The organism is Bacillus sp. HMA207 (assembly GCF_003402455.1).
Classification (GTDB): domain Bacteria; phylum Bacillota; class Bacilli; order Bacillales; family Bacillaceae_G; genus Bacillus_A; species Bacillus_A cereus.
This window is the reverse complement of record NZ_BEZT01000002.1, coordinates 182,837-203,359: the sequence shown is the minus strand read 5'-3', so window position 1 is coordinate 203,359 and position 20,523 is coordinate 182,837. Positions and strand designations below refer to the sequence as shown.

Genomic DNA, 20,523 nt, shown 5'->3' with positions numbered 1-20,523 from the left:
TACCTCATATAGGAAGAAGTGATCTCCAATATCGTATTATACACGAAACATCAACCTACTGAATGTTTTTTCAGTAAAGTTTGTACAAGTTTTTCCATCTCATCTAACGTTTCTTTATAAATAGAAAGCGAGCCTCCAAATGGATCTAAAATGTCCTTGCCTATACCTTCAGTTAATCCATATAACGTATTTAATTTCTTTTCAACGCTCGGATAATGCCCAAGTACAATTTGCTTATGGTTTTCTGTCATCGTTACGACAATATCAGCCCAATCAAGCAAAGTTTCATTTACTTGCTGCGCCGCATGATTAATTGAAATTCCTTTTTCAGCTAAAGCTTCCTTCGCATGTACCGATGCATCGCTCCCAGGATAGGCGAAAACACCAGCAGATTGCACTTCAAACTTATCTCCTCCGTGATGACGAAGCAACGCCTCAGCCATTGGACTACGACATGTATTGCCAGTACAAACAAATAACACTCGTTTCATTCAAACCCACCCCTATATTCGATTTCTTATCATTCATCATAACTTACATTAGAATAGAACAAAAGAAATGTGAATATACAAAAGGCGCATTTCTCTTATATTTTTTCTAAGAAAAATGCGCCTTATCCACATATATGTGAAACCCTATTTCCAAGTGCCTAGAGTATTTTAACATACATACTGAACACGCAACAAAAATAAGGAATCCATTTCATACGAAACGGATTCCTCTTATATTGCAATTATTTCATTGTAACTTTCATTACTTCTGTTGAACCTTTTGTAGCTGCTACGCCTACAGTTGTCTTAATAGACTCAGCTGCATCTGTGTTTGTAATAACAATTGGAGTAATTGTGCTTTTCGCTTTTTCACGGATTAATTCTAAGTCGAATGAGATTAATTTATCTCCAGCTTTTACAGCTTGGCCTTCAGAAACGTGAGCTTCGAAACCTTCACCTTCCATTTTTACAGTTTCTAATCCAACGTGGATTAAAATTTCTGTACCGTTTTTCGCTTTAATTCCGATAGCATGTTTTGTGTGGAATAATTGTACGATTTCACCATCAACTGGAGATACAACTACACCTTCAGTAGGATCAATTGCAACACCGTCACCCATCATACGACCAGCAAATACTGGATCTGGTACTTCTTCAATATTTTTCACTGCTCCAGTTAATGGAGCTACGATTGTTTCTTCATTTGTTTTTGAACCAAGACCGAATAATTTTTTAAACATAGGATAGTCCTCCTTATAATTTACCTAAAAGTTTATAGGGCAATCCCTAGTAAAACTCGGGATACATGTAAGACTTCATACTTCGAATATTATACTGTAAAAACGCTTTCGAAATAAATTATGTCATTACTAATAGACTCTTATTGTAGCGCTTCACAAAATTCCAGTCAATTCTGATTGTCTGAATAACAATTAGAAGTTAACTTCTATTTATATTTTCTCTTTTTTTGCCCAACTTGTCTAGAGGTCTTTACTACATTTTATTTTTTGTTGTTAATTTGTAAAATTTAATTCAAACTTTTTTCAAAATCCACTTGACTATAGTAAGTAACTATTTTATTATTACTTACGTAAGGTAAGTTAATAACTTTTAGGAGGTTTTTAAAATGATGGATTTCGGTCTACTTATTATTCGTCTTATTATAGGAATTACATTCATGGGTCATGGCGCTCAAAAATTATTTGGTTGGTTCGGCGGTTACGGTTTAAAAGGAACAGGTGGCTGGATGGAGTCAATCGGTTTACGTCCTGGTGTATTTATGGCATTTATGGCTGGCGCAACTGAATTACTAGGTGGTTTCTTATTCGCATCAGGTATTTTCATTGTAGTTGGTTCATTATTTATCGTTGGAACAATGTTAATGGCTATCTTCACTGTTCACGGAAAAAATGGTTACTGGGTAACACAAAACGGATATGAATATAACTTAATGTTAATCGCTGTTGCTGTTGGTGTAGCTTTAATCGGACCTGGCGCATACGTTTTACTTTAATTTTTATCTCAAATTTGAGATTCTTGAAAAAGAACTTACTTCATTACAATTGAAGTAAGTTCTTTTTATGAAACAAAATATTATTTCCAGCAGGATTTTCTCATCGTTATCTTGTAAACAAACAATAAGTATTCATATTTAGAAAGGGGATTACAAGCATGTTATCCATTAATCCAAATGAACAAACTGAAAAAGATAATTACAAATTACTTACTGGAAGTATCATCCCTCGTCCTGTCGCATTCGTTACTTCTGTAACAAAAGAAGGTGTACTAAACGGAGCACCATATAGTTATTTCAATATTGTCGCTGCTAATCCACCACTTATCTCAGTATCTGTACAACGAAAAGCAGGAGAAAGAAAGGACACTTCCCGAAACGCAATTGAAAAAGGAGAATTTGTCGTACATATTTCTGACGAATCATATGTAGCAGCAATTAACGAAACAGCAGCTAACCTCCCGCCAAATGAAAGTGAAATTGAACTAGCAAAACTAACACCAATTGAAAGTGAAGTCATCTCCGTTCCAGGTGTAAAAGAAGCAAATATTCGAATGGAATGCGTATTAGAACGTGCAATTCCACTTGGCGGAACGGAAGACTCACCAGCTTGTGATCTACTAATTGGACGCGTCGTTCGTTTCCACGTTGCCGAACATCTATATGAAAAAGGGCGCATTCACGCCGAAGGACTCAAACCAATAAGCCGCCTAGCAGGACACAACTATGCAAAATTAGGAGAACAATTTGAATTAGTTAGGCCAATCTAAAAGCGGAAGTGGCTCGCTCAGAATCGCAGGGCATTGGAGCTCTCGACCTTGAAGCGCTTTTTGCTTCATGCGAAGAGCTAGCCGCTGGAACTGGATATATTTAAAAGCAATGGGGCTAGATTCCTCCCATCACTCAAATATAAAATCCCCTGCTTTTTAGCAGGGGATTTTATCATTGTAATTCTTCCTTCTTTTCCTCTAAAGTAGGCATTTTCTCTTTTTTCGGCTTCCCTAGCTTAATTACGAAGAAGTATAGGGAAAGCAATGTAATAAGAAAAACAATTAAAAACGGGTACGGAGAGTAAAAGGCACGCGCCGCCTCAGTCTTTCCCGCAACAAATTTCAATGACTCAATATCTAAAAACTCAGCAAACATTTGTACACCGAGCATACTAAACCAAAAAACAAAAAAACTAATAATAATACCAAAAACTTGCTTCAATCTCGTCATTCATCTCATCCTTTCTATATCTGTAATTTTTAGCGTAATAAATATAGTACAAACAAAATATTCACAGAAAGGAACTATCTCACCATTCACGAATTAACTTAATCCAACCTAACATCGAAATTTGCAAAATAATACCCCAAATTATAAGTCTTCTTAGCCATCGAGGAAAGAAGGTTAAAAATTTAACATACCATTCCAATAGCTTGTTCATAATTCCCTCCTACATAAAATTATATAGGAAAAAGGATATATAATCCAAACCCAACCAAAATGATACCACCTACTATCTCACCGTATGTACCGAGCATATCTTTCGCATGTCTCCCAATTAATAAACCAATCCACGCTAATAACATGCTAACAAATCCAAACAGTAAAATCGTAATAATTGTCTGTGCCCCATAAATACCAAGACTAAGCCCTACTGAGAAACTATCTATACTGACGCCAAATGCAAATACGAATAAACTAATTCCAATAGGGGCAGTTCTAGTCTCTTCATTTTGTAAAATGGTCGAATATACAATATAAAACCCTAGTCCGATTAATAAAATAGCACCCGCAAAATGTGCGATATCTCCATATTTCTCTGATAAAAAACGACCTAGTACCATTCCTATAAACGGCATAATAATATGAAATATCCCTATCGTCATACCAATATACAGGATTTGTCTTAACTTTAGGGGCATCATCCCCATACCAAGACTCACCGAGAACGCATCCATCCCTAAGGCGAATGCCATAATTATTAAAGGTATTAGCTGTTCAAACGTCATTCATGCCCCTCCTTGGACGTGCTACTTCACAATATGCTTATCCAAGGAGAAATATTCTGTTTGCTAATCTTACCTTATCATTCAATAATAATATGATGTCCTGCCGCTTTTGTTAAACGATTCATAATTGCATTCCCTATTCCTTCATTAGGGAATGACTCACTAAAAATAACATCCACTTCACTTGCATCAAATGTTCTAAGTACATCATATAATTTAGTCGCAACGCTAGCTAAGTCACTTCTAACACCACAAGATAATATAACATCTGCACTATATACATACTGGTACTCTTCTGTCGTTAATACGCCTACTTTAAATCCTTCTTTCTTCTTCTCATCCACAAGATGCTGAATAAACTCACGTGAGCCCTCAACAATACTAAGTGGTGCTTTCGGCGCATAATGTGTGTATTTCATTCCAGGCGATTTCGGTTTTTCCTTCTCATCCTTTAAAGCTGGATCTAAAGAAACAGTACCTATCACCGCTTCTAATTGTTCTTTCGTAATCCCACCTGGACGTAATATTGTTGGAACCGTGCTTGTACAATCAATTACAGTTGATTCAACGCCTACTCCAGTTGCACCACCATCAACAATACCTGCAATCTTCCCATTCAAATCTTCATATACGTGAGAAGCTAATGTTGGACTTGGACGCCCTGAACGATTCGCACTTGGTGCCGCAACAGGTACATTCGCCTCTTCAATAAGAGCAAGTGCAATTGGATGATCAGGCATTCTTACTCCAACCGTATTAAGTCCTGCCGTCACCTTCTCTGAAATTCCTTCTTTTCTCGGCAAAATAATTGTTAATGGTCCTGGCCAAAAATGCGCCATTAACTTCTCTGCAACTGGTGGAATTTCTTTCACAATCCCATCTAACTGAGATTTTGTACCTATGTGGACAATGAGTGGATTATCACTCGGTCTTCCTTTCGCTTCGAAAATTTTCGCGATTGCTTCATCATCCATCGCGTTTGCCCCTAACCCATATACTGTTTCCGTAGGGAAAGCAACCGCCTCATTTTCTCTTAATAATTTTGCTGCTTCTTGTAACTGTGGATAATATTTTTTTCTTTCCACAACATTATCCACAACCCACATATTTGTATGCATTTTTTTCCACGTCCTTTTCTAGCCTTAAATACTTGTCTATTTTTAGTTTACTATGAGATTTATCCAAAAGACAAACAAGGTTTATCCACAAAATGTGGATAAACCTAATTAATCCGTGGATAACTTTGTGAATAGCTGACAATTTAGTATTATTGCATTCTGCTCTTTTATATTTTTACAAAAATGTTCTAGCTGTTGAATTCCCTCTGGAACCTCATCCTTTTCTATAGTAAAAAAGTCAAAGAACTGAAAGATCGGTACAGATTGTGGATGATTTGTTAGTAAGTACAATTGTTGAACACTTTTTTCTTTCATATACTGCAAAAACATTTCAAAAAAATATAAGAAAGTCTGTTTATCCACATGAGGTGTGAATAAACAAGAACGAATAAGTACATCTTCCCCACTTTGTTCATAACCAATTACAGCTCGTATTTCTTCCGCCTCTTCCAAAATCATAAATTGTGCGTACAACTCATTTATTTTATCATCTTTTTTATTAGCTTGTCCGAAAAAAGAATGTAATCTTTCCACATCTGCTTTCGTAGCAAAATACACTTTCTTCATAATAAATCCCTCCTCATTTTTATATATGAGGAGGGATTTATTAATAGTACTATTTAGAGAATAAAGATGTAAAAGCTTCTACAATAAACAATTTAACTTCTGGCTTTTTTTCTTCCTCTTCTACTTTTACATACTCATTTTGCTTTTCTTGTTTTTTCTCCACAGGTTTCTCCACTTTTTCCACATTTTTTGTTTCTTCTTTACTTACAGGCTGCTCTTCGACTTTTGTTTCATTTTTCACTACTTTCTTTTCAGAAGCTGTTACTTTTTTTACTGCTTCCCGCTTTACAACTTTCGTTTCTTTTACCTTATCCACTTTATTCTCTTCTGTATCTACTACTTCCTCATCTAGTTGTACCTGCTCCTCTTCAGGAGATTCCGCCTTCACAACGTGCTCTTCTTTTCTTACAGCTGTCCCGCTCGAAAAATCTAAGAAACACATCGGTGGAAATAATACACACCACCAGTTTGCCCCTTCACCTTCCCCAATTGTAATTAAGACTGCTTCATATTCCCCTGCCGGATAAATAAAATTCCCATATACCTTTGTAGGAAACTTTACATTCTTACTAAATTTCACTTGAAATGAATCTTTACTTCCTTCTCTTTTTAACGTATTTTCCACCGTTTTCTCGATTTCTGGAATATGACTTTGAATTACTTTGCGTGCCTCTTCAAATGAAGTTAAATCCGCTACCCATCCATCAATTTGTGCTTTTACTTCATCACGCACTTTACGCTTCAATGCCTGGTCTTTATCTGAATCACTATTTGCTAAAATTCTTAATCGAACGGCCTCTTTCGGAATAACTGAAGGCCCTTTCGCATCAGCTTTCATATATCCAAACTGCACAAGTAACTGTGCACCAATTAATAGTATAAGAAGATAAGCAATAACTTGTTTTTTCATTTCCTCCACCGTCCCTTCTACAAACAGTGTGGACAGACTTTCATCTTTCTAAACTATTAAATTCAAAATCTATATGAATTTTCCCACAAAAAAATAGAGTAAGGTGTGAACCTTACTCCATCTCTGCAAATACCATACGATCTTTTCCGTTAATATCGAAAACAACCTCAACATGAGCATGTGGAAAAGCTTGTTGTAACAATCTTTTTACATCCTCACCTTGTCCTACTCCAATTTCAAACGCCACAATCGCTTTCTTCTGCAACACATTCGGCAATTCTTCCATAAAACGGCGATAGAAATCTAATCCGTCTTCACCACCAACAAGTGCTCTCTTCGGCTCATGCTCTTTCACAACAGGAGAAAGACCACGCCAATCCTCTTCCGGTATATATGGAGGATTTGAAACAACAACATCTAGCTTTTGACCCGTTTTATGAAATGGTGACAATAAATCACCGTGATAGAACGTTACTTCTGCACCTAAAGCTTTTGCATTTTCTTTTGCAACTTCAATCGACTCTTGTGCAATATCTACTGTATACACATGAAGATTTTTATTTTCTAAAGCAAGCGTAATAGAAATCGCTCCACTACCTGTACCTATATCTGCTACATGTAGTTTCTCATCACCAAAATGGCGCTCGATTCTTTCTAATACTCCCACTATAAGCTCTTCTGTTTCCGGCCTTGGTATTAATACTTCTTCATTCACAAAGAAAGACCGTCCATAAAACATTTCATAACCAATCATATATTGAATAGGAATACCTTCTACATGCTTATGGATAAACTCCGTAAAGCTTTTCTCTTGTTCCTCAGTTATTTCTTCACGCATATTCATAAGTAATCCTGTTCTGTTCACCTTTAATACATGACAAAGGACAATTTCTCCCGCATTTTCATCTCGTCCATTTTCCTGTAAAAAAGAAGAAGCCCATTTCAGGGCTTCATAGACACGCATTACTCAGCTGCCTCCATCTTTTGAGCCTGATCTTCCATCACTAAGGCATTGATGAAATCATCTAACTTACCTTGTAAGATTTGATCTAGCTTTTGAATCGTTAAACCGATTCGATGGTCTGTAACACGGTTTTGCGGGAAGTTATACGTACGAATACGCTCTGAACGATCTCCCGTACCAACAGCTTGTTTACGGTTTTGATCATACTCAGCTTGCGCTTCTTGTCTAAACTTATCATAAACACGTGCGCGTAATACTTTCATCGCTTTTTCTTTATTCTTGATCTGTGATTTCTCATCCTGACAAGATACAACTACACCAGTCGGTAAATGCGTTAAACGCACCGCTGACATCGTTGTATTAACGCTCTGTCCACCAGGTCCACTAGAAGCGAATGTATCAACACGAACATCTTTCTCATGAATATCAATTTCTACTTCTTCTGCCTCTGGTAATACAGCTACAGTTGCTGTAGATGTATGAATACGTCCACCAGATTCCGTTTCAGGAACACGTTGTACACGGTGAGCGCCATTCTCGAATTTCAGCTTCGCGAAAGCACCTTTACCATTAATCATAAAGATAATCTCTTTATATCCACCTAACTCTGTATAGCTAGCCTCAATAATCTCCGTTTTCCAGCCCTGTACCTCAGCGTAACGGCTATACATACGGTATAAGTCACCAGCAAATAAAGCTGCCTCGTCTCCACCAGCAGCTCCACGAACCTCAACGATAACGTTCTTATCATCATTAGGGTCTTTTGGAACAAGTAAAATTTTCAGACGCTCTGATAATGTTTTATCTTGTGATTCTAACTCAGAAACTTCTTCTTTTACCATTTCACGCATTTCTGCGTCTAACTTATCTTCTAACATTGCTTTCGCATCTTTTAATTGCTCACGAACATCCTTATACTCACGATACACCTCTACCGTTTCCTGTATATCAGACTGTTCCTTTGAATATTCACGAAGCTTATTTGAATCACTAATAATCGCTGGATCACTTAACAATTCATTTAACTTCTCATAACGATTTTCTACAGCTTGCAAACGATCTAACACATCATTCACCTCTACATCCTAGTATCTAATACAAATAGTATATGGTACTTACTCAAAAAAACGCAAATTATATTTAAAAGCGCAAGCGGCTCGCTCAGAATCGCAGGCCATTGGAGCTCTCGACCTTGAAGCGCTTTTTGCTTCGAGCGAGAGAGCGAAATGGCCGGAGATTCTAGCCGCTGGAGCTAGATAATATATTTAAAAGTGGCGGTGGCTCTTTCAGCTCTGACCAACTAAGGTTCTTTCGACCTAAAGGTGCTTTTTACCTTTCGGGCGGAAGGTTCTTAGATGCGAAGAGCTAGCCACCGGAACTAGATATATTTAAAAGCGCAAGCGGCTCAAACCGCTCATTCTCTCTATTTTGAAAAAAACCCGCCTTGCGCAGCGAGTTTTACTTATCTTTGTTTGCAGGTACTGCATGACAATGACGACAACGTGGTTCATACGATTCTGAAGCTCCAACTAAAATAATTGGATCATCAAATGCCGCTGGTTCTCCATCAATTAATCGTTGTGTACGACTTGCTGGAGATCCACATACAGAACATACTGCTTGTAGTTTTGTCACATGTTCAGCAATCGCCATCAGCTGAGGAACTTGTCCAAATGGTAGACCACGGAAATCTTGGTCTAAACCAGCTACAATGACACGATAGCCACGATTTGCCAATACTTGCACCACTTCCACAATGTCCCCATCAAAAAATTGCACCTCATCGATTGCAATAACATCCAGCTCTTCTGTAATATGTTCAAATATATCCTTTGAAGCTGAAACAGGAACTGCTTTTACCTTTAATCCGTTATGTGATACAACATCTTCTTCACTATATCGATTATCAATACATGGTTTAAATACAATTGCATGTTGTTTTGCAAATTGCGTACGGCGCACACGGCGGATTAGCTCTTCTGACTTGCCAGAAAACATACTACCGCAAATCACTTCAATCCAGCCATTTTGATTTATTAAGTACATGAAGCTCTCCTTTCATCTACTTTTCAGTTAAAAGTAGGGTAAAGGTATAATATTTTCGCAAAAAAAACAGACAAGCGAATACATACACTTGCCTGTTTTATGTTTTTATTACTTAAGACCGTATTTCTTATTGAAGCGGTCAACGCGTCCGTCTGCAGTAGCAAACTTCTGACGTCCAGTGTAGAATGGGTGAGAATCAGAACTGATCTCAACTTTTAGTAATGGATAAGTGTTACCATCTTCCCACTCAACAGTTTCGTTAGATCCTTTAGTAGATCCGCTTAAGAATTTGAAGCCTGTGTTTGTGTCCATGAATACAACTTTCTTGTAATCTGGGTGAATTCCTGCTTTCATTCTTTTCATCTCCTTCCGCCCTGAATCATTTTCGAAACAGAGTTTTTCATCTTCAGCTGCATACACAACTATATTGATGAAACACATATGATGAAATTATAACAAGGCTAACTTCATTTTGCAACTACCTGTTTTTGTCTTTTGAAATTAAAAGTGTAGACGGCTCGTTTAGCTCTGACTGGCTAAGGTTCTCTCGCACAAAAGGTGCTTTTTACCTTTAGTGCGGGAGGTTCTTAGACACGAAGAGCTAGCCGTCGGAACTAGATACAATTTAAAAGCAGAAGCCACCGACCATTCTAGCCGCTGGAGCTGGTATTATCTTAAAAGTGGAGGTGGCTCGCTCAGCTCTGACCAGTTAAGGTTCTTTCGCCCTAAAGGTGCTTTTTACCTTTCGGGCGGAAGGTTCTTAGATGCGAAGAGCTAGCCACCGGAACTGGATATCATTTAAAAGCAGAAGCGGCTCGTTCAGAATCCAGGACACTTCGAACTCTCAACCTTGAAGCGCTTTTTGCTTCATGCGAGAGAGTGAAATGACCGGAGATTTTAGCCGCTGGAGGGAGCTCATCCAGCTCTGACTGGCTAAGGTTCTCTCACTTATCTCTCTCTTTAATATCACCTAAACAGCATAAAAAACTCGCTTACTATAAAATAAGCGAGTCCTGATTTTTTTCCCTTTACTTAGTTGTTACATACCTTTTCGAGTCTGCAACAATGTTTTGTAAAAACTCTTCATTTGTCTTCGTTTGACGAAGCTTACGTAAGAAACTTTCAACAAAGTCTGGTGTATCACGCATTGTCTTACGAATGCCCCATAACTTGTCTAAATGTTCTTTTGGAATTAATAGATCTTCTTTACGTGTACCAGAACGACGAATATCAATCGCTGGGAAGATACGACGTTCAGCTAATGAACGATCCAAGTGAAGTTCCATATTTCCAGTTCCTTTAAATTCCTCGTAAATAACATCGTCCATACGTGATCCTGTATCAACAAGGGCTGTTGCTAAAATTGTTAAGCTACCGCCTTCTTCAATATTACGTGCAGCTCCAAAGAAACGCTTCGGTCTATGGAAGGCAGCTGGATCGATACCACCTGATAATGTTCTACCACTTGGTGGAATAACGAGGTTGTAAGCTCGAGCTAAACGGGTAATACTATCCATTAAAATGATAACATCTTTCTTGTGCTCTACAAGACGCATCGCACGTTCTAACACAAGTTCAGCTACTTTAATATGATTTTCTGGTACTTCATCAAAAGTAGAACTTACAACATCTCCTTTAACAGAACGTTCAATGTCTGTTACTTCCTCTGGACGCTCATCAATTAAAAGTACAATTAGTTCTGCTTCCGGATGATTTGTTGTAACACTGTGCGCGATTTCTTTTAATAGACTTGTTTTACCAGCCTTTGGAGGCGCAACAATTAAACCACGTTGTCCAAATCCAACTGGTGCGATTAAATCCATGATGCGTGTCGGTAACTTTTTCGGTTCCGTTTCCAATTTCATTTGGCGATCTGGGTATAATGGTGTTAATGCAGGGAAATGCACACGCTCTTTTGCTGAATCTGGATCATCTCCGTTTACAGCTTCAACTTGTAATAACCCAAAATAGCGTTCATTTTCTTTCGGAGGTCGTACTTTACCAGAAACCTTATCTCCATTACGTAAATCGAAACGACGAATTTGCGAAGCTGAGATATAAATATCTTCTGAGCTTGGAGAATAGTTGATAGGACGTAGGAATCCAAATCCTTCTGATTGAATAATTTCTAATACGCCTTCCATGAAAAAGAAACCTTCTTTTTCTGCTCGAGCTTTCAAAATAGAAAAAATCAGCTCTTTTTTCGTTAACTTGCTATAATACGAAATCTTAAATTCTTTCGCAAGCTCGTATAACTCTTTTAATTTCATGTTTTCTAATGCTGCAATTGACAAATTCATTCAGACACCACACTTTAACGTTATTCTCTTTTTTCATGGGTAAAGGGAAAAAATACGGAAGGCAAATAATTAATAATGAAAGGCAATAAGTTCAAGTAGGGTAATATTCACTATTGTAACCCTTTTATCTAGTTTTAATCAATACGTTGGAACACAAATACAAGAAGCGAAGACAAGAAAATTTGTCTTCGCTTCTTATTTAATTTAGTTCCAGCTCCGATAGTTAGAAAGATCGACCATTTTAACCTTTCTGAAGGAGCTGCTTACGCTTTTTATTTAATCTAGCTTCAGCAGCTAGAATGGTCGGTGGCTTCACTTCTTCCTGCGAGGCAAAAAGCGCCTCTACGTCAGAAGCTCCATCCCCCTCCCATTCTGAACAAGCTGCTTACGCCTTTTATTTAATCCAGCTTCAGCAGCTAGAATGGTCGGTGGCTTCACTTCTTCCTGCGAGGCAAAAAGCGCCTCTACGTCAGAAGCTCCATCCCCCTCCCATTCTGAACGAGCTGCTTACGCTTTTTATTTAATAACCAAGTTTGGTTTTTTATTCAAGCTATGACGTCCATCCACGAAGCGAACTGTGCCTGATTTTGCGCGCATAACAAGGGATTGCGTTGTTCCTACGCTACCTTTAAATTGAACACCGCGTAATAGTTCTCCATCTGTTACGCCTGTTGCTGCAAAGATTGCATCGTCACCTTTTACTAAGTCCTCCATGCGAAGGATACGATTAATGTCTTCTATGCCCATTTTTTTACAACGTGCTAATTCAGCTTCGTTTTGTGGCAATAGTTTTCCGTGAATTTCTCCACCTAAACATTTTAAAGCAACTGCTGCTAATACACCTTCAGGTGCTCCACCAGACCCAAATAAAATATCTACACCTGTACGATCAAACGCTGTATTAATCGCTCCAGCTACATCTCCATCATTAATCAATTTAATGCGCGCACCAGCTTTACGAATTTCTTCGATAATTTCTTGATGACGTGGACGATTTAAAACTGTCGCTACAACATCTTCAATATCTTTATTTTTCGCTTTCGCAACTGCACGTAAGTTATCAATAATAGGCGCATCAATGTCGACCGCCCCAACTGCTTCTGGGCCAACCGCGATTTTATCCATGTACATGTCAGGGGCATGTAACAAATTACCGTGGTCTGCAATTGCAATGACAGCAAGAGCATTCCAGCCACCAGCTGCTACGATGTTTGTCCCTTCTAAAGGATCAACCGCAACGTCTACACGTGGTCCATATCCTGTACCTAATTTCTCTCCGATATATAGCATTGGTGCTTCATCCATCTCACCTTCACCAATTACAACTGTACCTTTCATCGGAATTGTATCAAATACATCACGCATAGCTGATGTTGCTGCACCGTCTGCCTCATCCTTTTTCCCGCGCCCCATCCAACGCGCTGATGATAAAGCTGCAGCCTCTGTTACACGTACTAACTCCATAGATAAACTTCTTTCCACGATAATCCCTCTCCTTTAAGCCTTTATATTTCTGCCGTATTTTGTGAACCGTGTTTTTCTATAAAGTGTACTTCCGCAAGTAGTGATGCTTCGCTTCCCCCTTGCGGAAGTATCACTTATGCGTTCTTCATTTCTTCAATTTCTTGCTTTGTCATTTGTTCTCGCCAAATGTTTGCACCAAGCCCTTTAAGCTTGTCCACTATATTCTCATAACCTCGATCAATATGCTCAAGTCCTGTTACTTCTGTAATTCCATCTGCCATTAACCCTGCAATAACAAGTGCCGCTCCTGCTCGTAAATCACTCGCCTTCACTTTTGCACCTTGCAGTAACACAGGACCAGTTACAATTGCCGAACGACCCTCTACTTTAATTTGAGCATTCATACGACGTAGTTCATCAATGTGTTTGAAACGGGCACCGTAAATTGTATCTGTTACAACTCCCGTCCCGTGTGCCTTTGTTAAAAGCGTCGTAAACGGCTGTTGTAAATCCGTTGGAAAACCTGGATATACAAGCGTTTTGATATCAACTACTTTTAACTTTCTATTACCGTTCACCGTAATTTGATCATCGTTCGTTTCAACTTGAACACCAGCTTCTCTTAGCTTTGCAGTAACTGATTCTAAATGCTGAGGAATAACGTTATCAACCGTTACTTCTCCTCCTGATGCAGCTCCTAGAATCATATACGTACCAGCTTCAATACGATCTGGAATGATAGTATGGTGACAACCATGTAAAGAGTCAACACCATCTATTCGGATTACATCAGTACCAGCACCTTTAATACGTGCTCCCATGCTTGTTAACAATGTAGCTACATCAATGATCTCAGGCTCTTTCGCTGCATTTTCAATAACAGTTCTACCTTTCGCTCGTACAGCTGCTAGCATAATATTAATCGTAGCTCCTACACTAACAACATCTAAATAAATACGTGCCCCGCGTAGCTCATCTGCTCTTAAATAGATGGCACCTTGTTCATTCGTAACATGTGCACCTAGCGCTTCAAACCCTTTAATATGCTGATCAATCGGCCTCGGTCCTAAATGACATCCACCCGGAAGCCCAATAACAGCTTTTTTAAAACGGCCAAGCATTGCACCCATTAAATAATAAGAAGCGCGCAATTTTTTCACTTTTCCATTTGGCAAAGGCATTGCAACCATGTTAGAAGGATCGACTACCATCTCTTCCTCCTGTCCATAAGTTACTTTCCCTCCAATTTCCTCTAGTAAGTCTCCTAACATTTTCACGTCCGAAATATTAGGGACACCACCAATAGTTACTGGAGTATCTGCTAAAATTGTCGCTGGAATTAATGCAACGGCACTGTTCTTTGCACCACTTACTCGAATTGTTCCATTTAAAGCTCTTCCGCCTTCAATTAGCAATTTTTCCATATTGAGCTCCCTTCTTGTGAATGTATTTACTTTCTATCTTTTTATAGAAAGCTCCCCTTAAGAATCTCAATTACTCTTTCCATCCCAAAACTCAATAAATAGGAAACCATTATCTTCATTTCTCCTGTAGCACGAATAGATAAAGATCAACTATTCATCGAATTCACTTTATCAATTTAGATACGTTATCACATTTATTAATAGGACTATGCACATTATTTTCTATTTAAAAACCAAAAATGATAAAATCTTTAGACTTGTTCACGCTTTCATTATACAACGAAAGGAAACCGTCTAAAAGACTAGACGGTTTCCAAAACGGAATTTTATTCTTACGCTTTACCGTTAGAACCGAATTCGCGAATTTTACCAATAACAGTTGCTTTGATAGCGTCGCGGCCAGGTCCGATAAATTTACGAGGATCGTAAACTTCTTGGTCTTTGTTTAATACTTCACGAACAGCTTTTGTAAACTCGATTTGGTTCTCAGTGTTTACGTTGATTTTTGAAGTACCTAAAGAGATAGCTTTTTCGATATCAGCAGTTGGGATACCAGTACCACCATGTAATACTAAAGGTACGCCAGTGAAGTCACGAACTTGTTCCATTTCAGCGAATCCTAAGTTAGGCTCACCTTTGTAAGGACCGTGTACAGAACCTAAAGCTGGAGCTAGGCAATCGATACCTGTTGCTTCAACAAGGTGCTTACACTCTGCTGGGTCAGCGTAAATTACGCCTTCAGCGATTACGTCGTCTTCTTGTCCGCCAACTGTTCCAAGCTCAGCTTCAACAGATACGTTACGAGCGTGTGCGTATTCTACTACTTGTTTAGTAGTTTCAACGTTTTCTTCGAATGGGTGGTGAGAAGCGTCGATCATTACAGATGTGAAACCTGCATCAATTGCTTCTTTACATTTTTCGAAGCTTGAACCATGGTCAAGGTGAATCGCTACAGGAACAGTGATGTTCATTTCTTCGATTAAAGCTTTAACCATAGCTACAACTGTTTTGAAACCAGTCATATGACGAGCTGCACCCTCAGATACACCTAGGATTACAGGAGATTTTTCTTCTTCCGCAGCAGCTAAGATAGCTTGAGTCCACTCTAAGTTGTTCATGTTGAATTGACCAACTGCGTATTTTCCTTCTAGTGCTTTGTTTAGCATTTCTTTCATAGAAACTAAAGGCATGGTGAATCCTCCTAAAAAACGTTTTTTGTATCCGATAAGTTCTTATCGCTGGTAGTATGACCAGAATAAGGTAAAATATGTATATCTACATACCGGACTTTTTTCTACACTCAATAGGATAACAACTTGTACTCAAAAACTCAACCGTATTCACCTGCACAATAGTCCATGTAAACGCTTTTTTCCATATTTTTTATAAAAAATTCATTTTTACGCCTCTACAGCGAGCTCATTTCTCACAGCTTGACGAATTTCATCAATATCAAATGGTTTAGCAAAATGCATTAAAGCTCCTAAATCTTTTGCTTCTTGGATCATATCAAGCTCTCCATAAGCAGTCATTAAAATTACTTTAATACTCTCATCAATTTCTTTTACATGCTTTAAAATCTCTATACCATCCATGCCTGGAATTTTCATATCTAACACTACTAAATCTGGATTATCTTTTTTCACGATATCTAAAGCTTGAAATCCATTCGCTGCTTGGAATGTCTGATAACCTTCTTTTTGGAACACTTCATGTAATAACACACGAATCCCATATTGATCATCAACGATTAAAATTTTACCTTCCATAATTCCCAACCTTTCTGTGTAAGTACAAGATTTAAAGCTTCTTATATCTTAACGATTTATTTTCGCTATTCTTTGGCAAATTCCTTCCTATTCTTTCTTATTTTACCGTTTCCTATTTTGTTATGCTACCCTACGATTTCACCTTTCTAAAAAAATAAATTATAATGAAAGCCGGCAAACACGTACGAAGGGAGTAACATTATGTTAAAAATTTTTTCAACTCAATTAAGTGGTTATTTCTCCAGAGTTTCTCAAAAAGAAGAAATGAATATAGAAGATAGCGCTCGTTTACTTGCTCAAGCACTAGTTGGCGATGGTTTCATTTATTTACATGGTACAAATGAAATGGAGGGCGTTGTTGCCGAGGCACTATTCGGTGCTGAACCAATGAAGCAAGCAAAACGCTTATTTGAAAATGGTAAAGAAGTAGAAGTAACTTCTGCAGATCGTGTACTTCTTATTAGCCGTTTTTCAACAGATGAAGCGGTTGTAGAAATTGCAAAAAAACTACAAGAAGAGGGACACTCTATTGTCGGCATTTCTGCTCTTCAAGAAGGTACGGAATCACTCGAACGATATACAGACGTACATATTGATACAAAACTGTTAAAAGGTCTTATTCCAGACGATGAAGGTAATCGCTACGGATTCCCAAGTTTAATAGTAGCTTTATTTGCTTATCACGGAATCAAATTTACAATCGATGAAATGTTAAATGAATATTAAAAAAAGCGCCTTATTTCAGGCGCTTTTTTTATTACTTGCTCTCTTTATTCGTAATAGAAGCTCTTACGAAGTCATGGAACAATGGTTGTGGACGGTTTGGACGAGAAACAAGTTCTGGGTGGAACTGTGCTGCCACGAACCAAGGGTGGTCTTTTAATTCAATGATTTCAACTAGACGGCCGTCTGGGCTTGTACCAGAGAATACAAATCCTTCTTTTTCCATATCAGGACGGAACTGGTTGTTGAACTCATAACGATGACGATGACGCTCATATACAACCGGCTCATTATAAGCATTGTAAGCATTTGTTTCTTCAGCAAGCTTACATGGGTATAGACCAAGACGAAGTGTACCACCTAGGTCCTCTACATCTTTTTGTTCTGGTAATAAGTCGATGATTGCATATGGTGTGTCAGGGTTGATTTCAGAAGAGTTAGCACCTTCTAAACCTAATACATTACGTGCGAATTCGATTGATGCAAGTTGCATACCTAAGCAAATTCCTAAGAATGGAACTTTGTTTTCACGAGCATATTGAATCGCAACGATTTTACCTTCTACACCACGATCGCCGAAGCCACCTGGTACAAGGATACCATCTGTATCGCCAACTAATTCTTTTACGTTTTCTGCTGTTACATGCTCAGCATTTACCCATTTTACTTCTACATCTGTGTCGAATGAGTAACCAGCATGACGAAGTGCTTCTACAACAGAAATATAAGCATCTTGAAGTTCTACATATTTACCAACAAGAGCGATTTTTGTTTTCTTAGAAAGATTACGCACTTTGTTAACTAGCGCAGTCCACTCTGTCATATCTGCAGCTGGATTGTCTAATTTTAAGTGATCACAAACGATTTGGTCCATGTTTTGTTCTTGAAGAGATAATGGAACCGCATATAAAGTATCTGCATCGCGAGCTTCGATAACTGCTTTTGTATCGATGTCACAGAATAATGCAAGCTTGTCTTTCATATCTTGAGAAACAGGCATTTCTGTACGAACAACGATAATGTTTGGTTGAATACCTAAGCTACGAAGTTCTTTAACACTATGTTGTGTTGGTTTTGTCTTCATTTCACCCGCTGCTTTTAAGTACGGGATTAACGTACAGTGAATGTACATTACATTGTCACGACCGATGTCGCTCTTAATTTGACGGATTGCTTCTAAGAATGGTAGAGACTCGATATCACCAACAGTTCCACCGATTTCTGTAATAACAACATCCGCATTTGTTTCACGGCCAGAACGATATACGCGCTCTTTAATTTCGTTAGTAATGTGAGGAATAACTTGAACTGTTCCTCCTAAATATTCACCGCGACGCTCTTTTTGAAGAACTGAAGAGTAAATTTTACCTGTTGTTACGTTGCTGTATTTGTTTAAGTTAATGTCGATGAAACGCTCATAGTGACCAAGGTCTAAGTCAGTTTCAGCGCCATCATCTGTTACGAATACCTCACCGTGTTGGTATGGGCTCATAGTCCCTGGGTCTACGTTAATGTATGGATCAAACTTTTGAATCGTTACGTTTAAACCACGATTTTTTAAAAGTCTTCCAAGAGATGCTGCTGTAATACCTTTTCCTAAAGACGATACTACACCGCCTGTTACAAAAATATACTTAGTCATGAAAAAGCTCCCTTCTATTTTGCTGTTATATAATCACCGTTGCAAAGCGCAACGTATGTAGATAACACTGTATCCATCTTATTGTTAGACTCTTTTTATTTTCTAAACAAAAAACAAAAAAGAAAATTGCTCCCCTCATCACAAAAAGTAATAAGTAGGGAGCAATTTTCTTTTATATTTACACTTTAAAAGTATTATCGTCCTTTTTTAAAGAGCCCAAAAATGATTCTACATGGACGATAATGAAAAGTCAAGAACTACAGTTCTTCCTCTTCTTCTTCTTCAGTTTCATCATACTCAAGTTCTTCTTCAGCGAAGTCGTCGTCATCTTCGTCTAAATCATCAAGATCGTCGTCATCTCCGTCTTCTTCTTCAAGAACCTTGTCCAAATCTTCTACATCGTCTTCATCTTCACTTACGTCTGCATCGTCGAAGTCATCTTCGTCTTCTTCAATGTAGTCGTCAAAACCGTCTTCTTCAACTTTACGTTTCTTCTTCGGTTTTGGTTGAGGCAAGATTTCTTCATCAATTTGCTCATATGGGTACCAGCTGCGTAGTCCCCAACGATTTTCTCCTAAATTAATGAAACGTCCATCGATGTTTAAGTCTGTATAAAATTGTGCGATTTTCGCATTAACTTGCTCTTGAGATAGTCCCAGCACTTGAGCGATTTCTTGAACCAACTCGTTGAATGTCGTTGCTTGTTTTTTATCCCCTAAAACGCTATGTACAACTTCAATCATTGAACATTCTTTTAGCTCTTCTGGTGAATATTGCTTAAAATCCACTTATGCGGCACTTCCTTTCATCAAATATAACCTTATATATAACGGCCTGCTTAAAAAAATCCATACTATTCATTATAAACAAAAGTCGCACAAATATGCTACAAAAAAAACGGGAAACTTTTATAGGGTAGTAAAATTATAATTTGTCTGTTCCTTATTTCGGAAGCATATGGGCCCCTTGCAATACATACCTAATTTGCATTTCTGTATATTCTTCGAGCGTATACAGTTTTTGCAGCGCCCAGCGTCTAAATCCCCACATCTGTCCTTGTATAAAAATATTATGGGCAAGAAGCTGTATTTCTTTTTTATTTAATGTAAATGTTCCATTTTCCGTACACTGTTCTAAAATATTCTCGAACATTCCTACCATTTGAAACTCCTTTTCTAATACATACGGAAGTGATTCTTTCGGTAAAAAGCGTACCTCTTGATACATTATCAATACTTCTTCCTGTAATTCGTCCATCACTTTAAAGTAATTCGTTATTGCTATCTTTAAACTTTCTACACTCCCTTTTTCTGTACAAACTACTTCCTCTAATCTTTCTTTTACATGTTCATATATACTATCACAAACTAAATATAAAACATCATCTTTGGTACGAATGTACTCATAAAGTGTCCCTATACTAAACCCAGCCGCTTTTGCAATCTCTCTCGTTGTTGTACGCGGAAATCCTTTTTGTTTAAACAGTTGCACCGCACCTTTAATCATTTGTTCACGTCTTAACGCAACTAATTTTTCATCTTTCACCGATGCATGCACATTATGTTTAACCATTCCCTTCACCTCTCTCTATT

The 20,523-nt window shown here is 38.0% G+C and carries 23 protein-coding genes; 3 read left to right on the top strand and 20 right to left on the bottom strand.

What is annotated here, in order from left to right; all coding sequences use genetic code 11:
* Nucleotides 1-50: 50 nt before the first annotated feature.
* Nucleotides 51-491, bottom strand: a complete 441-nt coding sequence (locus HMAS_RS21515) for a low molecular weight protein arginine phosphatase (RefSeq protein ID WP_116345013.1) — start codon at nt 489-491, stop codon at nt 51-53.
* 242 nt (nt 492-733) lie between these two features.
* On the bottom strand, nt 734-1,231 hold the full coding sequence (locus HMAS_RS21510) for a PTS sugar transporter subunit IIA (protein WP_000473665.1): 498 nt from the start codon (nt 1,229-1,231) through the stop codon (nt 734-736).
* Between the two features lie 386 nt (nt 1,232-1,617).
* Here HMAS_RS21510 and HMAS_RS21505 point away from each other — a divergent pair, with 386 nt between their 5' ends.
* Complete coding sequence (locus HMAS_RS21505) at nt 1,618-2,004, top strand: DoxX family protein (RefSeq protein ID WP_000968616.1); 387 nt, start codon at nt 1,618-1,620, stop codon at nt 2,002-2,004.
* 158 nt (nt 2,005-2,162) lie between these two features.
* A complete protein-coding gene (locus tag HMAS_RS21500) occupies nt 2,163-2,774 on the top strand; it encodes a flavin reductase family protein (protein ID WP_000949054.1) in 612 nt (203 codons plus the stop codon).
* Between the two features lie 172 nt (nt 2,775-2,946).
* Here the strand turns inward: HMAS_RS21500 and HMAS_RS21495 are convergent, their stop codons facing one another.
* The 15 genes from HMAS_RS21495 to spo0F all read right to left on the bottom strand — a co-directional run bounded on the left by HMAS_RS21495 (nt 2,947) and on the right by spo0F (nt 16,566).
* Nucleotides 2,947-3,225 (bottom strand): DUF3935 domain-containing protein, encoded by a 279-nt coding sequence (locus HMAS_RS21495; protein ID WP_000197472.1) that lies wholly within the window; start codon nt 3,223-3,225, stop codon nt 2,947-2,949.
* A gap of 79 nt (nt 3,226-3,304) precedes the next feature.
* Nucleotides 3,305-3,436, bottom strand: a complete 132-nt coding sequence (locus tag HMAS_RS28280) for a hypothetical protein (protein ID WP_001037634.1) — start codon at nt 3,434-3,436, stop codon at nt 3,305-3,307.
* Between the two features lie 19 nt (nt 3,437-3,455).
* The gene (locus tag HMAS_RS21490; protein ID WP_000142475.1) at nt 3,456-4,004 is read right to left on the bottom strand and encodes a manganese efflux pump MntP family protein; all 549 of its coding nucleotides are present in this window, start codon (nt 4,002-4,004) and stop codon (nt 3,456-3,458) included.
* A gap of 77 nt (nt 4,005-4,081) precedes the next feature.
* Entirely contained in the window at nt 4,082-5,122 is a 1,041-nt protein-coding gene (locus HMAS_RS21485) for an L-threonylcarbamoyladenylate synthase (RefSeq protein WP_000557354.1), read from the bottom strand.
* 108 nt (nt 5,123-5,230) lie between these two features.
* A complete protein-coding gene (locus tag HMAS_RS21480) occupies nt 5,231-5,689 on the bottom strand; it encodes a mechanosensitive ion channel protein (RefSeq protein WP_000758437.1) in 459 nt (152 codons plus the stop codon).
* Between the two features lie 49 nt (nt 5,690-5,738).
* Complete coding sequence (spoIIR, locus tag HMAS_RS21475; RefSeq protein ID WP_048534681.1) at nt 5,739-6,599, bottom strand: stage II sporulation protein R; 861 nt, start codon at nt 6,597-6,599, stop codon at nt 5,739-5,741.
* Nucleotides 6,600-6,711: 112 nt separating this feature from the next.
* Nucleotides 6,712-7,563 (bottom strand): peptide chain release factor N(5)-glutamine methyltransferase, encoded by an 852-nt coding sequence (prmC, locus tag HMAS_RS21470; RefSeq protein WP_001267065.1) that lies wholly within the window; start codon nt 7,561-7,563, stop codon nt 6,712-6,714.
* The gene (gene prfA / locus HMAS_RS21465; RefSeq protein ID WP_000887064.1) at nt 7,563-8,630 is read right to left on the bottom strand and encodes a peptide chain release factor 1; all 1,068 of its coding nucleotides are present in this window, start codon (nt 8,628-8,630) and stop codon (nt 7,563-7,565) included. Before prfA ends, prmC begins: the two co-directional genes overlap by 1 nt.
* Nucleotides 8,631-9,021: 391 nt before the next feature.
* Nucleotides 9,022-9,609 carry a thymidine kinase gene (locus HMAS_RS21460; protein ID WP_000280859.1) on the bottom strand — a complete coding sequence of 196 codons (588 nt, stop codon included), beginning with the start codon at nt 9,607-9,609 and terminating at the stop codon, nt 9,022-9,024.
* A 108-nt stretch (nt 9,610-9,717) separates the two neighbouring features.
* Nucleotides 9,718-9,963, bottom strand: coding sequence for a type B 50S ribosomal protein L31 (locus tag HMAS_RS21455; RefSeq protein ID WP_000643433.1), 246 nt, complete (start codon nt 9,961-9,963; stop codon nt 9,718-9,720).
* 674 nt (nt 9,964-10,637) lie between these two features.
* A complete protein-coding gene (gene rho / locus HMAS_RS21445; RefSeq protein ID WP_001053903.1) occupies nt 10,638-11,909 on the bottom strand; it encodes a transcription termination factor Rho in 1,272 nt (423 codons plus the stop codon).
* A gap of 516 nt (nt 11,910-12,425) precedes the next feature.
* Nucleotides 12,426-13,391, bottom strand: a complete 966-nt coding sequence (glpX, locus tag HMAS_RS21435) for a class II fructose-bisphosphatase (protein WP_000442340.1) — start codon at nt 13,389-13,391, stop codon at nt 12,426-12,428.
* A gap of 116 nt (nt 13,392-13,507) precedes the next feature.
* Nucleotides 13,508-14,797, bottom strand: a complete 1,290-nt coding sequence (gene murA, locus HMAS_RS21430) for a UDP-N-acetylglucosamine 1-carboxyvinyltransferase (RefSeq protein ID WP_000413254.1) — start codon at nt 14,795-14,797, stop codon at nt 13,508-13,510.
* A gap of 332 nt (nt 14,798-15,129) precedes the next feature.
* Entirely contained in the window at nt 15,130-15,987 is an 858-nt protein-coding gene (locus HMAS_RS21425; RefSeq protein ID WP_001131855.1) for a class II fructose-bisphosphate aldolase, read from the bottom strand.
* 210 nt (nt 15,988-16,197) lie between these two features.
* On the bottom strand, nt 16,198-16,566 hold the full coding sequence (spo0F, locus tag HMAS_RS21420; RefSeq protein ID WP_000398594.1) for a sporulation initiation phosphotransferase Spo0F: 369 nt from the start codon (nt 16,564-16,566) through the stop codon (nt 16,198-16,200).
* A gap of 201 nt (nt 16,567-16,767) precedes the next feature.
* Here spo0F and HMAS_RS21415 point away from each other — a divergent pair, with 201 nt between their 5' ends.
* Nucleotides 16,768-17,292: a DUF2529 domain-containing protein gene (locus HMAS_RS21415; protein ID WP_000912404.1), complete on the top strand. Its 525-nt coding sequence runs from the start codon at nt 16,768-16,770 to the stop codon at nt 17,290-17,292.
* A 31-nt stretch (nt 17,293-17,323) separates the two neighbouring features.
* Here the strand turns inward: HMAS_RS21415 and pyrG are convergent, their stop codons facing one another.
* From pyrG to HMAS_RS21400, 3 genes are all read right to left on the bottom strand, one after another.
* Nucleotides 17,324-18,931 carry a CTP synthase gene (pyrG, locus tag HMAS_RS21410; RefSeq protein WP_000170460.1) on the bottom strand — a complete coding sequence of 536 codons (1,608 nt, stop codon included), beginning with the start codon at nt 18,929-18,931 and terminating at the stop codon, nt 17,324-17,326.
* Between the two features lie 257 nt (nt 18,932-19,188).
* Nucleotides 19,189-19,719, bottom strand: a complete 531-nt coding sequence (gene rpoE / locus HMAS_RS21405) for a DNA-directed RNA polymerase subunit delta (RefSeq protein ID WP_000346280.1) — start codon at nt 19,717-19,719, stop codon at nt 19,189-19,191.
* A gap of 154 nt (nt 19,720-19,873) precedes the next feature.
* A complete protein-coding gene (locus HMAS_RS21400; RefSeq protein ID WP_000238605.1) occupies nt 19,874-20,503 on the bottom strand; it encodes a TetR/AcrR family transcriptional regulator in 630 nt (209 codons plus the stop codon).
* Between the last annotated feature and the right edge of the window lie 20 nt (nt 20,504-20,523).

Excerpts from the sequence above, each read along its gene's own strand:
- HMAS_RS21490 (WP_000142475.1), bottom strand. The coding sequence starts at position 4,004 with ATGACGTTTGAACAGCTAATACCTTTAATAATTATGGCATTCGCCTTA.
- murA (WP_000413254.1), bottom strand. The coding sequence starts at position 14,797 with ATGGAAAAATTGCTAATTGAAGGCGGAAGAGCTTTAAATGGAACAATT.
- HMAS_RS21485 (WP_000557354.1), bottom strand. The coding sequence starts at position 5,122 with ATGCATACAAATATGTGGGTTGTGGATAATGTTGTGGAAAGAAAAAAA.
- HMAS_RS21460 (WP_000280859.1), bottom strand. The coding sequence starts at position 9,609 with ATGTACTTAATAAATCAAAATGGCTGGATTGAAGTGATTTGCGGTAGT.
- HMAS_RS21480 (WP_000758437.1), bottom strand. The coding sequence starts at position 5,689 with ATGAAGAAAGTGTATTTTGCTACGAAAGCAGATGTGGAAAGATTACAT.
- spo0F (WP_000398594.1), bottom strand. The coding sequence starts at position 16,566 with ATGGAAGGTAAAATTTTAATCGTTGATGATCAATATGGGATTCGTGTG.
- HMAS_RS21510 (WP_000473665.1), bottom strand. The coding sequence starts at position 1,231 with ATGTTTAAAAAATTATTCGGTCTTGGTTCAAAAACAAATGAAGAAACA.
- HMAS_RS21415 (WP_000912404.1), top strand. The coding sequence starts at position 16,768 with ATGTTAAAAATTTTTTCAACTCAATTAAGTGGTTATTTCTCCAGAGTT.
- HMAS_RS21425 (WP_001131855.1), bottom strand. The coding sequence starts at position 15,987 with ATGCCTTTAGTTTCTATGAAAGAAATGCTAAACAAAGCACTAGAAGGA.
- HMAS_RS21400 (WP_000238605.1), bottom strand. The coding sequence starts at position 20,503 with ATGGTTAAACATAATGTGCATGCATCGGTGAAAGATGAAAAATTAGTT.
- HMAS_RS21495 (WP_000197472.1), bottom strand. The coding sequence starts at position 3,225 with ATGACGAGATTGAAGCAAGTTTTTGGTATTATTATTAGTTTTTTTGTT.
- prmC (WP_001267065.1), bottom strand. The coding sequence starts at position 7,563 with ATGCGTGTCTATGAAGCCCTGAAATGGGCTTCTTCTTTTTTACAGGAA.
- HMAS_RS21505 (WP_000968616.1), top strand. The coding sequence starts at position 1,618 with ATGATGGATTTCGGTCTACTTATTATTCGTCTTATTATAGGAATTACA.
- pyrG (WP_000170460.1), bottom strand. The coding sequence starts at position 18,931 with ATGACTAAGTATATTTTTGTAACAGGCGGTGTAGTATCGTCTTTAGGA.
- HMAS_RS28280 (WP_001037634.1), bottom strand. The coding sequence starts at position 3,436 with ATGAACAAGCTATTGGAATGGTATGTTAAATTTTTAACCTTCTTTCCT.
- HMAS_RS21515 (WP_116345013.1), bottom strand. The coding sequence starts at position 491 with ATGAAACGAGTGTTATTTGTTTGTACTGGCAATACATGTCGTAGTCCA.
- HMAS_RS21500 (WP_000949054.1), top strand. The coding sequence starts at position 2,163 with ATGTTATCCATTAATCCAAATGAACAAACTGAAAAAGATAATTACAAA.
- HMAS_RS21455 (WP_000643433.1), bottom strand. The coding sequence starts at position 9,963 with ATGAAAGCAGGAATTCACCCAGATTACAAGAAAGTTGTATTCATGGAC.
- spoIIR (WP_048534681.1), bottom strand. The coding sequence starts at position 6,599 with ATGAAAAAACAAGTTATTGCTTATCTTCTTATACTATTAATTGGTGCA.
- rho (WP_001053903.1), bottom strand. The coding sequence starts at position 11,909 with ATGAATTTGTCAATTGCAGCATTAGAAAACATGAAATTAAAAGAGTTA.